The sequence below is a fragment of the Rhodocyclus purpureus genome (assembly GCF_016653115.1).
Taxonomy (GTDB): domain Bacteria; phylum Pseudomonadota; class Gammaproteobacteria; order Burkholderiales; family Rhodocyclaceae; genus Rhodocyclus; species Rhodocyclus purpureus.
This window is the reverse complement of the sequence record NZ_NHRX01000023.1, coordinates 20894-34819: the sequence shown is the minus strand read 5'-3', so window position 1 is coordinate 34819 and position 13926 is coordinate 20894. Positions and strand designations below refer to the sequence as shown.

The 13926-nt window shown below is 67.1% G+C and carries 11 protein-coding genes; 7 read left to right on the top strand and 4 right to left on the bottom strand.

Annotation, left to right across the window (positions count from 1 at the left end; translation table 11 throughout):
* Positions 1-254 precede the first annotated feature (254 nt).
* From CCR84_RS04960 to pyk, 4 genes are all read right to left on the bottom strand, one after another.
* Positions 255-1193 (bottom strand): phosphoribosylaminoimidazolesuccinocarboxamide synthase, encoded by a 939-nt coding sequence (locus tag CCR84_RS04960; protein ID WP_201210250.1) that lies wholly within the window; start codon positions 1191-1193, stop codon positions 255-257.
* Positions 1194-1370: 177 nt separating this feature from the next.
* Positions 1371-2675: a DUF3422 family protein gene (locus CCR84_RS04955; protein ID WP_201210247.1), complete on the bottom strand. Its 1305-nt coding sequence runs from the start codon at positions 2673-2675 to the stop codon at positions 1371-1373.
* A 55-nt stretch (positions 2676-2730) separates the two neighbouring features.
* Entirely contained in the window at positions 2731-3795 is a 1065-nt protein-coding gene (gene fba / locus CCR84_RS04950) for a class II fructose-bisphosphate aldolase (protein ID WP_201210245.1), read from the bottom strand.
* Positions 3796-3957: 162 nt separating this feature from the next.
* Positions 3958-5394, bottom strand: coding sequence for a pyruvate kinase (gene pyk / locus CCR84_RS04945; RefSeq protein ID WP_201210244.1), 1437 nt, complete (start codon positions 5392-5394; stop codon positions 3958-3960).
* A gap of 193 nt (positions 5395-5587) precedes the next feature.
* Between pyk and CCR84_RS04940 the strand changes: the two genes are divergently transcribed.
* The 7 genes from CCR84_RS04940 to fdhE all read left to right on the top strand — a co-directional run bounded on the left by CCR84_RS04940 (position 5588) and on the right by fdhE (position 13920).
* Positions 5588-6103, top strand: coding sequence for an RcnB family protein (locus tag CCR84_RS04940; protein WP_201210242.1), 516 nt, complete (start codon positions 5588-5590; stop codon positions 6101-6103).
* A 104-nt stretch (positions 6104-6207) separates the two neighbouring features.
* Positions 6208-7107 (top strand): AEC family transporter, encoded by a 900-nt coding sequence (locus tag CCR84_RS04935; RefSeq protein ID WP_201210240.1) that lies wholly within the window; start codon positions 6208-6210, stop codon positions 7105-7107.
* A gap of 38 nt (positions 7108-7145) precedes the next feature.
* The gene (locus tag CCR84_RS04930; protein ID WP_201210238.1) at positions 7146-7979 is read left to right on the top strand and encodes an aldo/keto reductase; all 834 of its coding nucleotides are present in this window, start codon (positions 7146-7148) and stop codon (positions 7977-7979) included.
* A 292-nt stretch (positions 7980-8271) separates the two neighbouring features.
* Complete coding sequence (gene fdnG, locus CCR84_RS04925; protein ID WP_201210236.1) at positions 8272-11334, top strand: formate dehydrogenase-N subunit alpha; 3063 nt, start codon at positions 8272-8274, stop codon at positions 11332-11334.
* Positions 11335-11472: 138 nt separating this feature from the next.
* Complete coding sequence (gene fdxH, locus CCR84_RS04920) at positions 11473-12393, top strand: formate dehydrogenase subunit beta (RefSeq protein ID WP_201210235.1); 921 nt, start codon at positions 11473-11475, stop codon at positions 12391-12393.
* The gene (locus CCR84_RS04915; RefSeq protein WP_201210234.1) at positions 12390-13010 is read left to right on the top strand and encodes a formate dehydrogenase subunit gamma; all 621 of its coding nucleotides are present in this window, start codon (positions 12390-12392) and stop codon (positions 13008-13010) included. The genes fdxH and CCR84_RS04915 overlap by 4 nt, the downstream gene beginning before the upstream one ends.
* A gap of 7 nt (positions 13011-13017) precedes the next feature.
* Complete coding sequence (gene fdhE, locus CCR84_RS04910) at positions 13018-13920, top strand: formate dehydrogenase accessory protein FdhE (RefSeq protein ID WP_201210233.1); 903 nt, start codon at positions 13018-13020, stop codon at positions 13918-13920.
* The last annotated feature ends 6 nt before the right edge of the window (positions 13921-13926 follow it).

Below are 13926 nucleotides of genomic sequence, written 5' to 3'. Positions count from 1 at the left end.
TGGTCGGAAAGGGCGACCCACATTGCGAACAGCCTGTGTGGCCCATGACGGTTACGGTCTCAGCCCCTCTCCATGCACTCCTAGAATACGTCTATTCCGGGGAGGCAGATCAAGCATAGGATGACGGCATTGGAGCGAATGGCTGTATTCCACGTTCCGGGGTGGCACGCCGTGACCTTACGAAAAAACGGCCGGGAAGTCCCGGCCGCTGTTGCGTGCCGATGCGTGTGCTTCGGCCCTGCTGTTTGGCGCGTTCAGTCGACGAAGCGCGCTCCGGTGATGATCTCGCAAGCTTCGACATACTTGGCGCGCGTGCGTTCGATCACCTCGGCCGGCAGCCGCGGTCCCGGTGCCTGCTTGTTCCAGTCGAGCGTTTCCAGGTAGTCGCGCACGTACTGCTTGTCGAAGGACGGCGGGTTGCTGCCTTCGCGGTAGACGTCGGCGGGCCAGAAACGCGACGAGTCGGGCGTCAGCGCCTCGTCGATCAGGTGCAGGGTGCCGGTGGCGTCGATGCCGAACTCGAACTTGGTGTCGGCGATGATGATGCCGCGCGTGCGCGCGTAGTCGGCGGCCTCGCTGTACAGCGCCAGCGCGGCGTCGCGCGCCTCGCTGGCGAGCTGGGCGCCGTCCTTGCCGGTGCCGGCGAGCGCGGCGGCGAGGACGTTCTGGCAGTGCGTCTGCGCCTGTTCGAAGGAGATGTTCTCGTCGTGTTCGCCGATCTCGGCCTTCGTCGCCGGGGTGAAGATCGGCGCCGGCAGCTTCGCCGCCAGCGGCAGGCCGGCGGGCAGGGCGACGCCGCAGACCGAACCCGTCGTCTGGTAATCCTTCCAGCCCGAGCCGATCAGGTAGCCGCGGACGACGGCCTCGATCGGCAGCGGCTGCAGGCGCTTGACCACCAGCGCGCGACCGCTGACCTGGTCGCGCTCGCCGGCAGCGACGACATCCTCGGGAGCGATTCCGGTGAGCTGGCCGGGGACGATGTGCGCGAGGCGATCGAACCAGAAGTTGGCGAGTCGGGTGAGGACCTTGCCCTTGCCCGGAATCGGGTCGGGCAGGATCACGTCGAACGCGGAAAGGCGGTCGCTGGTGACGATCAGGAGCTTGTCGTCGCCGACGGCGTAGATGTCGCGCACCTTGCCGCGTCCGAGCAGGGGCAGGCTGTCGATTCGGGATTCGAAGAGGGATTGGCTCACGGTCGGGATCGCTTGTAGGTTGGGGGCGCGCACAGGCGCGGTAGCACGGTGGAGCGGGCTGCGGCCTGCGCAGGCGCTCCGCCAACTGCGGGGAGTGCCGGTACGGGCTTTGACCAGCAGGCGCACCGGCCGGGTGCCGGCCGGGCGCAGGCGGATTATAGCCCGCGTCGCGCCTTGTTAACTCGACGACGCGTCGCGCGCGAGCTTGTGGCGCATCTGATGCAGTCCGTACTGCGACAGGATGAAGATGACCGGCGCCGCGATCGCGGCGGCGATTTCCGGCGACAGCCCCGGAACGAATTCCTGCACGCCGTAGCTCACGACTTTCACCAGTTGCGAGCCGTAGTAGGTGATCGCCACCGCCGAGAAATGTTCGACCGTCTGCTGCAGGCGCAACTGGAGCAGGACGCGCTTGTTCATCTGCTGCAACTGGTCGCGGTTCTGCTTTTCCAGTTCGATGTCGACGCGCGTGCGCAACAGCTGGCTGCTGCGCACGACCCGGCCGGACAGATCTTCCTGCCGGCGTGCCATCGCCTCGCAGGTGTTCATCGCCGGCAGCAGGCGGCGCTGCATGAATTCGCTGAAGATCGACAGGCCGGGGATGCGCTCCTCACGCAGTTCCTCGATCCGCTGCCTGACGAAGCTGTGGTAGGCACGCGAAGCGGCGAAGCGGGAGGTGGTGCGCGCGACCGAGTCCTCGACTTCGGCGGCCAGTTGCGTCAGTTCGGCGAGCACCTGCTGCTCGTCTTCCGGGTTCTTGGTCTTGACGATGCGCCCCATCATCTCGGCCAGCCGGGTTTCGGCGCCGGGGAGCCAGCTGCCCACCTGCTTGGCGATCGGCAGGCCGAGCATGGCGAGGGTGCGGTAGGTCTCGATTTCGACCAGGCGTTGCACGGTCCGTCCCGCCTGCCGCTTGGTCAGCGACTCGTCGATGACGACGAAGCGCGAGAAGCCGCGGTCGTACATGAAATCGGAAAACACCCAGGCGGCGCCACCGGAAATCCTGGCGGCAGCGGTCTGGCGCGTCCCCGCCGCGTAGCGCTGGATCATCGCTTCGGGGGAGATCTCGTTCGCGGAACGCAGTTCGACGTGCGTGGCGACGATCAGCTTGCCGGGGATCGCCCCCAGCCATTCGGGCAGGCTGTTGTCGAGCGCAGTCAGCGCGATGTCGGCCGACTGTCCCGGGGCCAGCGGCCGCGAAAAGCTGTAGCTCGAGAACTCCGTGTGCCGCTCCCAGCGCAGCGTGAATTTCTCGGCCTGGAGGATCAGATGCGTGTCCGAACTCTCGAGGAACGAGCACACGCCGGCGTTGCACAGCCGCGACAGGTGTTCCTTTTCGTCGGCCGGCGAGTTGCCGTCGTGCATGAAAGCCATGTGCGAGACCACTGCCGGCACTTCCATCGGCAGTGCAGGGCGGGCGTGGAACTCCTGATTCAGGCGCTGGCGGAGCGGATGTTCCGCGTACGAGAATTGGCTCAGCATTGAAAACCTCGGTCAGTACTGCACCGCGCCGGGGGGCGCGGCGCAGCACGTTCGATCAACGAACGATCTGGTTCAGCTCGCCCTTGGCGTAGCGTTCGGCCATCTTGTCGAGCGGGATCGGCTTGATCTGGCTGGCGCGACCGGCGCAGCCGAAGGCCTCGTAGCGTGCCAGACAGATCTTCTTGGCCGCCTCGCGTGCCGGCTTCAGGTAGTCGCGCGGGTCGAACTTGCCGGGGTTCTCGACGAAATAACGGCGGATGGCTCCGGTCATCGCCAGGCGGATGTCGGTGTCGATGTTCACCTTGCGCACGCCGTTGGCGATCCCCTTGACGATCTCCTCGACCGGGACGCCGTAGGTCTGCTTCATGTCGCCGCCGAACTCACGGATCTCGGCGAGCAGTTCCTGCGGCACCGACGACGAACCGTGCATGACCAGGTGCGTGTTCGGGATGCGCGCGTGGATCTCGGCGATGCGGTCGATGGCGAGGATGTCGCCGGTCGGCTTCTTGGTGAACTTGTAGGCGCCGTGGCTGGTGCCGATGGCGATCGCCAGCGCGTCGCAGTTGGTCTGCTTGACGAATTCGGCGGCCTGGTCCGGATCGGTCAGCAGTTGCTCGCGCGTCATCGTGCCTTCGGCGCCGTGGCCGTCTTCCTTGTCGCCCTTCATCGTTTCGAGCGAGCCGAGCACGCCGAGTTCGGCTTCGACCGAGACCCCGATCGAGTGCGCGAACTTGACGACTTCCCTGGAGACGGCGACGTTGTACTCGAACGAGGCGGTGGTCTTGCCGTCGGCTTCGAGCGAGCCGTCCATCATCACCGACGAGAAGCCCGACTTGATCGCGGCCATGCACACCGCCGGGCTCTGGCCGTGGTCCTGGTGCATGACGATCGGCAGGTGCGGATAGGCTTCCAGCGCGGCCAAGATCTGGTGGCGCAGGAAGGGTTCGCCGGCGTACTTGCGGGCGCCGGCCGAGGCCTGCATGATCACCGGCGCATCGATCTCGTTGGCGGCTTCGCAGATCGCCCACACCTGCTCCATGTTGTTGACGTTGAACGCGGGCAGGCCATAGCCGTTTTCGGCAGCATGGTCGAGCAGTTGGCGCATCGATACGATCGGCATAATTAGCTCCTGGTATGGGTCAGCGAAGTTGCGGGTTGGATGAAATGCGTTCGTCTTGGGCGTGGCCGGGCTGGAGCCGGCACGAATGCTGCATTCTAGCGCGAAGCGTCGCTTCTTGGCCCGGCCCGTGCGCAGGCATCCGGAATTTCCCGTTGCGGCGACTCAATGGACTGCCCGGTGCTCGCCGACGCGGACGATCTTCAGCGTGTTGGTGCCGCCAGGCGTGCCGATCGGTTCGCCGATGGTGATCACGACGAGGTCGCCGGTGGCGACGACGCCAGCCTCGATCAGCTTCTCGACGGCCTCCTGCACGAGCAGGTCGCGGTCGATGTCCTCCTGCGCCATCAGCAAGGGGAATACCGCGCGGTAGAGCGCCATCTTGGTCAGCGAGCCCGCCTCCGGTGTCAGCGCGTAGATCGGTACGCCACAGTTCAAGCGGCTCATCCACAGCGCGGTCGAGCCCGACTGCGTCAGTGCCGCCACCGCCTTCACCTGCAGGTGGTCGGCGGTGAATAGCGCGGCCATCGCGATCGACTGGTCGATGCGCGTGAACACCCGGTTGAGGAAGTCGCGGTCGAGCGTCACCTCGGCCGACTTCTCGGCTTCGAGGCAGACGCGCGCCATCGCCTCGACCGTCTGCACCGGGTAGCGGCCGGCGGCCGTCTCGGCAGAGAGCATCACCGCGTCGGTCCCGTCGAGGACGGCGTTGGCGACGTCGGAAACCTCGGCGCGCGTCGGCGTCGGCGAGACGATCATCGACTCCATCATCTGCGTCGCCGTGATGGTCAGCTTGTTCTTCTCGCGTGCCAGGCGAATCATGCGTTTCTGAAGCGCGGGAACGGCCGCGTCGCCGACCTCGACCGCGAGGTCGCCGCGCGCGACCATGACCCCGTCGGACGCGTCGAGGATGTCTTCGAGCGCGGCGACGGCCTCGACGCGTTCGATCTTGGCGATCAGCAGCGCCCGGCCGCCGGCGGCGGCCATCAGCTGGCGCGCCATGTACATGTCGGCGGCGGTCTTGGGAAAGGAGACGGCGAGGAAGTCGGCGCCGAGCGCGGCGGCAGTGCGGATGTCGTCCATGTCCTTGGCCGTCAGCGCCGGCGCCGACAGGCCGCCGCCCAGACGGTTGATTCCCTTGTTGTCGGAGAGCTCGCCGCCCTGGCGCACGCGGGTGTGGATTTCCGCACCGACGACGCGGACGACGTCGAGCGTGATGCGGCCGTCGTCGAGCAGGAGCACGCTGCCGGCCGCGACGTCGCGCGGCAGGTCCTTGTAGTCGAGTCCGACGCGCTCGCCGTCGCCGAGTTCGCAGCGCGCGTCGAGGATGAAGGACTGCCCGGCTTCGAGCGTGATGCGGCCGCCGGCGAACTTGCCGACGCGGATCTTCGGCCCCTGCAGGTCGGCGAGGATGCCGATCGGCCGCCCGACACGTGCCGCGATCGCGCGCACCGCTTCGGCGCGGGCGACATGGTCGGCCGCCTTGCCATGCGAGAAGTTGAGACGCACCACGTCGACGCCGGCGCGAATCATCCGTTCGAGGACCTCCGGATCGCTCGAGGCCGGGCCGAGGGTGGCGACGATCTTGGTGTGACGTGACATGGCTTCTCCGTGGGTGGGGGCTGGATGACGACGGCGGCGAGATGCTCGCCGGCGCTGATTCTAGCGCCTTCGCCCGGCAACGCACGGCACGCGTGTCGTGGTCCTGCGCGCTTGACCGGCGCCGAATGCTGGCAGGATACTGTGCAGGTGGCCGGCGCGTGCTTTGCCGGCGCCCCCCGTTCAGGAGATCGTCATGTCGAGACCCCGTTCCTTCGTACATCTTGCCTGCGCCTTCGTCGGCGCCTTCCTGCTGTCGTCCCCGGTCCTTGCCGACAAGCCCGCGGGGGTCGGCAAGGAGGCCCACGGCGGCGCTCACCCGGATAAGGGAGAGCGGGGAGCGCGCCCCGGTAACGATGACCACAATTACGAGCGCGGCGACGACCGGCGCGCGCATGACTCCGCGGCGTATGCCTTCGACGAGCGCTCGCGCCGGGTCTTCCTGGACTATTACGGCCCCGCTCCCAAGTCCTGCCCGCCGGGGCTGGCCAAGAAGCACAACGGCTGCCTGCCGCCGGGACAGGCGAAGAAGTGGCAGCGCGGCGAGCCGCTGCCGCCCGACCTGCGCGTGTGGGGCCTGCCCCCCGACCTGCGCCGCCGCCTGCCACCGCCGCCCGACGGCTATCGCTACGTCCGCGTCGCCGCCGACATCCTGATGATCGCGGTCGGCACGCAGATGGTCGTCGACGCGATCGAGGACATCGCGCGCTGATCGCGCAGGCTGCCGATCACGCCGGCAGCCTCATTTGCGGCGGGCAGGGAACTCGGGCCGCCGCGGCGAGTCCGTGCACCGTTCCCGACGCAAGATTGTGAAGCATGGACCTCGCCCTGCGCATCGTTTCGATCCTGTTCCCGATGTTCGCCCTGACCACGCTGGGCTTCCTCTACGGGCGGCGTCATGCTTCCGACATGAGCGTTGCCAACCGGCTGAACATGGACGTGTTCGTCCCGGCGCTGATCTTCAGCGGGATTTCGAGCCGTTCCTACGACCTCGCCGGCTACGGCGCGATGGCGCTGGGCATGGTGCTGCTGGTGCTCGGCTCGGGCGCGGTCGGCTGGCTGCTGGCGCGCGTCACCGGCCAGCAGCCGCTGACGCTGGCGCCGACCCTGATGTTCAACAACAGCGTGAACCTAGGCATCCCGCTCGCCGTGCTCACCTTCGGCGAGGGCATCCTGCCCTACGCGGTGATCCTCTTCGTCGTCTCGGTCGGCCTGCACTTCTCGCTCGGCGTCTGGCTGCTCGACCACCGGACCAAGGTCTGGAACGTCTGGCGCCACCCGGCGGTGATGGCGGCGATCGCCGGCTTCGTCGTCGGCGAGGCCGAGTTCAAGCTCTGGGATCCGCTGGCGACCGGGATCCGCATGCTCGCCGACATCTCGATTCCGCTGGCCTTGTTCGCGCTCGGCGTGCGCATGACCGACGCCGGTATCGGCCACTGGCGCGACGGCCTGCTCGGCGCGATCGCGCGCCCGCTCTCCGGCATGGCACTCGCCTGGGCCATCGCGCCCTTGCTCGGCCTGCACGGCGAGCAGGCCGACCTGCTCCTGATCTACGGCGCGCTGCCGCCGGCGGTGATCAACTACGTCTTCGCCGAGCGCTACCACCAGGAACCCGACAAGGTCGCCGCGATCGTCCTCGTCGGCAACCTCGCCGCGATCGTCACCCTGCCGCTGGTGCTGCTGCTGGTCCTGCCGGCGGCGAGCCCGGTGAGCTGATCAACCCTGCACTGAACACCCAACCTCGAGAGAACACCATGACCGTTCCCCTTGCTCCGACCCTCAAGCTCGCCAACGGCGTCGCCATACCGCAACTCGGACTTGGCACCTGGCCGATGAACGACGCCGAAGCCGCCGTCGCCGTCGCCCGGGCGATCCAGATCGGCTACCGCCTGATCGACACCGCCGAGAACTACGGCAACGAGCGCGGCGTCGGCGAGGGAATCCGCAACTCGGGCATCAGGCGCGAGGAAATCTTCGTCACCACCAAGTTCAACCGCCAGTGGCACAGCGTCGACGGCGCGCGCGCGGCGTGCGAGGCGAGCCTGGAACGGCTCGGCCTCGACTACATCGACCTCCTGCTGATCCACTGGCCGAACCCCGACCAGGACCGCTACGTCGAGGCCTTCCAGGGGCTCGTGCGCCTGCTCGAAGCGGGCCGGGTGCGCGCCATCGGTACCTCGAACTTCAAGCCGGCGCACCTCAAGCGCCTGTTCGACCTGGGCCTCGTCCCGCACCTCAACCAGATCCAGCTCGATCCCTATCACCGCCGCGACGACCTGATCGCGATCCACCGCGAGCAGGGCATCGTCACGCAGAGCTGGCGCCCGCTCGGCTTCGGCACGCAGATGCTGGCCGACCCGGTGATCACCGGCATCGCGCAGGCGCACGGCCGCACTCCCGCACAGATCGTGCTGCGTTGGGCGGTGCAGCAGGGCTTCTCGACGGCGCCGAAGTCGGCCGACCCCGTGCGCATGGCGCAGAACCTGTCGGTGTTCGACTTCACGCTCTCCGCCGCCGACATGGCCGCGCTCGACTCGCTCGGCCGGTACGACCCGGAGATGTTCGACGCCGACAGTTTCGGCCACTGACCGGAAACGGCTGCGCCCCGCGCAGCCGCATGTGTCGGGGCTGGCACCCCGTCCGCAGACGTTGGCGACCGAGATCGCGCGCGTGTTGAGGTAGGCCTCGAGCGCCTCCGGTCCGCCCTCGCTGCCGTAGCCCGAATCCTTGACCCCGCTGCCGGGCATCTCGGCGGAAGGCAGCGCCGGCCTGAGACCAGCGCTGCCTGGAGCGAGCCGGGAAGGGCTCGCCCTGCGACGTGCCGGAACGGCTTCTATACTGCTCCGTATGACAATCGTTCGTACGGAGGAGAGCGCAACCATGAAGTTCACACGGCGGCAGTTCTTGAAGCTCAGCTCCGCCGGGCTGGGTGGGTCATCCATCGTCCTGATGGGTTTCTCGCCGACCGCAGCCCTCGCCGAAGCTCGTGCTTACAAACTCGCCCGCGCCGTCGAAACCCGCAATACTTGTCCGTATTGCTCGGTGGCGTGTGGCCTCCTGATGTACTCGATCGGCGACAAGTCGAAGAACGTGCAGCAGGACATCATCCACATCGAAGGCGACCCGGATCACCCGGTCAGTCGCGGTTCGCTCTGCCCGAAGGGCGCCGGACTGCTCGATTTCATCCATAGCCCGAACCGTCTCAAGTACCCGGAAGTGCGCGAAGCCGGCAGCAAGGAGTGGAAGCGCATCTCCTGGGACGAGGCCCTGGACCGCGTCGCCGCGCTGATGAAGGAGGATCGCGACGCCAACTTCGTCGCGCAGAACGCCGAGGGGGTGACGGTCAATCGCTGGCTCACCACCGGCCTCCTCGCGGCTTCGGCGTCGAGCAACGAAGCGGGATACATCACGCACAAGGTCGTTCGTGCGACCGGGATGATTGCCTTCGACAATCAAGCCCGTGTCTGACACGGCCCGACGGTAGCCAGTCTGGCTCCGACGTTTGGCCGTGGTGCGATGACCAACCACTGGGTCGACATCAGGAACGCCGATGTCGTGCTGGTGATGGGTGGCAATGCCGCCGAAGCACATCCGGTTGGCTTCAAGTGGGCGATCGAAGCCAAGAAGCAGAACAAGGCGCAACTCGTCGTCGTCGACCCGCGCTTCACGCGCTCGGCCGCGGTCGCCGACTTCTACGCGCCGATCCGCACCGGTACCGACATCGCCTTCCTCGGTGGTGTCATCAACTACCTCCTGAGCAAGGACCAGATCCACCACGAGTACGTCAAGGCCTACACCGACTTCAGCTTCCTGGTGAGCCCGGACTACGACTTCGCGGACGGCCTCTTCTCCGGTTACAACGCCGAGAAACGCAGCTACGACAAGTCGAGCTGGAGCTACGTCAGGGGCGAGGACGGTTACGTCAAGACCGACCCGACGCTGCAGGACCCGCGCTGCGTCTACCAGTTGCTCAAGCAGCACTACAGCCGCTACACGCCGGAAATGGTCGAGCGGATCTGCGGCACGCCGCAGGACGCCTTCCTCAAGGTCTGCGCGATCATGGCCTCGACCGCCGGACCCGAGCGCAGCATGACCATCCTCTACGCGCTCGGCTGGACGCAGCATTCGCAGGGCTCGCAGATCATCCGCACCGGCGCGATGGTGCAGCTCCTGCTCGGCAACATCGGCGTCGCCGGCGGCGGCGTCAATGCGCTGCGCGGGCACTCGAACATCCAGGGACTGACCGACCTCGGGCTGATGTCGAACCTGCTGCCGGGTTACCTGACCCTGCCCGGCGAGAAGGAGACCGACTACGCCGAGTACATCGCCAAACGCGCGCCGAAGCCCATGCGGCCGAACCAGATGTCGTACTGGCAGAACTACGAGAAGTTCCACGTCAGCCTGATGAAGGCGTGGTTCGGCGAGGCGGCGACGAAGGAGAACAACTGGGCGTACGACTACCTGCCCAAGCTCGACAAGGCGCACGACGGGCTGATGGTCTTCGACGACATGTACCAGGGCAAGGTGAACGGCTACTTCTGCCAGGGCTTCAATCCGCTCGCCTCTTTCCCGAACAAGGGCAAGCTTGGCGCGGCGCTGGCCAAGCTCAAGTATCTGGTGGTGATGGACCCGCTGGCGACCGAGACCTCCGAGTTCTGGCGCAACTTCGGCGAGCACAACGACGTCGACCCGGCCAAGATCGGGACGACCGTGTTCCGTCTGCCGACGACCTGTTTCGCCGAGGAGGATGGCTCGCTGGTCAATTCGAGCCGCTGGCTGCAATGGCACTGGCAGGGCGCCGAGCCTCCGGGCGAGGCCAAGACCGACGCGGCGATCATGGCCGGCCTCCTGCTGCGCCTGCGTGCCATGTACAAGGAAAAGGGCGGCGCCTTCCCCGACGCCATCCTCAACCTGTCCTGGCCCTACCGCGATCCGCACGAACCGGCACCCGACGAAGTCGCCAAGGAGTTCAACGGGCGCGCGCTCGTCGACCTCTACGATCCCAAGGATCCGACCAAGCTCCTGCGCAAGGCCGGCGAGCAGCTCGACGGTTTCGCGCAGTTGCGCGACGACGGCAGCACCAGCTGCGGCTGCTGGATCTTCTCGGGCTCGTGGACGCAGGCCGGCAACAACATGGCGCGCCGCGACCCGAGCGACCCGTGGGGCAACGGCCAGACCAACAACTGGGCCTGGGCGTGGCCGGCCAACCGCCGCATCCTCTACAACCGCGCTTCCGCCGACCCATCCGGCAAACCGTTCAACGCGAAAAGGAAGCAGGTGTGGTGGAACGGCAGCGCGTGGGTCGGCTCGGACGTTCCCGACTTCAAGGTCGACTCGAACCCGGCCGACGGCATGGGGCCGTTCATCATGAACCCCGAAGGCGTCGCTCGCTTCTTTGCCATCGACAAGATGGCCGAAGGGCCTTTCCCCGAGCACTACGAACCCTTCGAGACGCCGATCGGCGTGAACCCGATGAACGGCAACCCGCAGGCGGTCAGCAACCCGGCCGCGCGCGTGTTCAAGGGCGACATGGAGGTGTTCGGCACGGCCAAGGACTTCCCCTACGCGGCGACCACCTACCGCCTGACCGAGCATTTCCATTACTGGACCAAGCACGTGCGCATCAACGCCGTGCTGCAGCCGGAACAGTTCGTCGAGATCGGCGAGGAACTGGCCAGGGAGAAGGGCATCGCCAGCGGCGACAAGGTGAAGGTGCGCTCCAACCGCGGCTATATCAAGGCGGTCGCGGTCGTCACCAAGCGGATCAAGGCACTGAACGTGAATGGGCAGAAGGTGCACCACGTCGGCATCCCGATCCACTGGGGATTCACCGGCGTGGCGCGCATCGGCTTCCTGTCCAACACGCTGACCCCGTTCGTCGGTGACGCCAACTCGCAGACGCCGGAGTTCAAGTCCTTCCTCGTCAACATCGAGAAGCTTTAGGAGGAGACGAAGATGAGCACCACCACTTTCGCCTCACTCCTGCGGGAGGTGTGATGATGACAACCCCCACACTCGCTCCGCTCGTTGCCCCCCGGGGGGGCAACGCCTCCCTCGGGGCGGCCCTTCGGGAGGCGTGACATGGCACTCCAATCTCTCGACATCAAACAGCGCTCGGCGACGACGACACCTTCGACGCAGGTGCGGCAGACCACCGAAGTCGCCAAGCTGATCGACGTGAGCACCTGCATCGGCTGCAAGGCCTGCCAGTCGGCGTGCATGGAATGGAACGACCTGCGTCCGGAGGTCGGCAGCTGCAGCGGCGTGCACGACAACCCGACCGACCTTGGTCCCGAGGCCTGGACCGTCATGCGCTTCTCGGAGGTCGAGCTGGACGGTCGGCTGGAATGGCTGATCCGCAAGGACGGCTGCATGCACTGCAGCGATCCGGGTTGCCTAAAGGCCTGCCCGGCGCCCGGTGCGATCATCCAGTACAGCAACGGCATCGTCGATTTCCACCAGGAAAACTGCATCGGCTGCGGGTACTGCGTGACCGGCTGTCCGTTCAACATCCCCCGCCTCTCGGCGAAGGACAGCAAGGCCTACAAGTGCTCGCTGTGCTCCGACCGCGTCGCGGTGAACCAGGCGCCGGCCTGCGCCAAGGTCTGCCCGACCGGTGCGATCCAGTTCGGCGCGAAGGAGGACATGAAGGACTACGCCGAGCAACGGATCGCCGACCTGCGCGAGCGCGGCTTCGCCAAGGCCGGGCTCTACGATCCGCCGGGCGTCGGCGGCACGCACGTGATGTACGTGCTGCAGCACGCCGACCAGCCGGGGCTCTACCACGGCCTCGCCGAAGATCCGTCGATCAGCCCGCTGGTCTCGCTGTGGAAGGGTGTCGCCAAGCCGCTCGCCACGGCCGTCCTGGCCGCGGTGTCGCTGGGCAGCCTCTTCCACTACGTGACCAAGGGTCCGAACGAGGTCGCGAAGGACATCGAGGACGAGATCGAGCGTGAAGAGCGCGCCGCGCGCGAGCGGGAAGAAAAGGAGGGCGCAAAATGATCCGCGATCCCAAAGACCTGAAGCGCTACGAGCCGAGCGAGCGCGCCAATCACTGGGTGGTCGGGATGAGCTTCATCCTGCTCGCCCTCTCCGGACTCGCCTTCTTCCATCCGGCGTACTTTCCGCTGACGCAGCTCTTCGGCGGGCCGACGTGGACGCGCATCCTCCATCCCTACTTCGGCGTGCTGATGGCCGTCTCCTTCCTGTCGATATTCATCCGCTTCCGTCGTCTCAACCTGATGACACCTGCGGACCGCGAATGGCTCGCGCAGGCCAGGCAGATGGTCGACGGCGACGACCACAACATGCCAGAACAGGGCAAGTACAACGGCGGGCAGAAAGTGCTGTTCTGGGCGCTCGCCTTGTGCATGCTGCTGATGACGCTCTCCGGGCTGGCGATGTGGCGCGCCTGGTTCGAGCTGCCGGTGGACATCGTCCGCCTGGCCAGCGTCGTCCATGCGGCGACCGCCGCGTTCATGATTGCGCTGATCATGGTGCACATCTATGCTGCCGTCTGGGTCAAGGGAACCGTCCGCGCGATGTGGTACGGAACGGTCACCCGCGCCTGGGCCAAGCAGCACCACCGTGGCTGGTATCGTCAGGTAACCGGGAGGTAAGCCCCCGATGCAGAGCAGAGCGATCGACTTCAATCCGCAGGCGGCCCCCGCGTTCCTGCTGCCGCTGCCGGGAAAGCTGTTCGCGGACCGGGCCGACCGCTTTGCCGAACTCGCCACGGGGCACGGCCTCGGCGACTGGCTGGTGTTTCTCGGCCAGCTGACCGGCGCCCAGCACGCCGCGCTGCAGGCGCTGCCAGCGCTGCCGCTGCCCGATGCGGTGACGCTGGCGCAGGCGCGCACGCACGCCATGCCGCCGCTCAACGCCGCAGCGCTGGCACGTCCGCCTGCCTGGCGCGCTGTCCTGCGCCAGCTGGCCGGCACGCTCGACGGTGCCGCTCCCGAAGCCGCCAGGATCGTCCTCGCCGGCCTTGCCGCAGCCGACGACTCCCGCCTCGAAGCGCTCGCCGACGCGCTCCTCGCCGGCGAGGCGGAGCCGGGAGATCTCGCCGCCTTGCCCTTCGTCGCCGCCGCGCTGCAGGTCGTGTTCACCCGGCTCGCCTCCGATCTCGATCCGGCGCAGTTGCAGCCACTCGACGCGCGCGCGCTCTGCCCCTGCTGCGGCAGCCCGCCGGTCGCCAGCATCGTCCGCCTCGGCACGGCGATCGACCGGCTGCGCTACCTGCACTGCTCGCTGTGCAATAGCGAATGGCACCTGCCACGCGCCACCTGCACCGCTTGCGGCAGCGACGCGGCGCTGGCGCTGCTCGAACCCGAAGGTGGCCAGGGCGCCGTCCGCGCCGAGGCCTGCGATGCCTGCAGGAGCTACCTGAAGATCGTCGACCAGCAGAAGGACGCAGGCGTCGACCCGGTCGCCGACGACCTGACGACGCTGTCTCTCGACCTTCTGGTCGACGCAGCGGGCTACGCGCGCAGCGGGCAGAACCTGCTGCTGATCGGCGGCGACGCCTGAACCGAG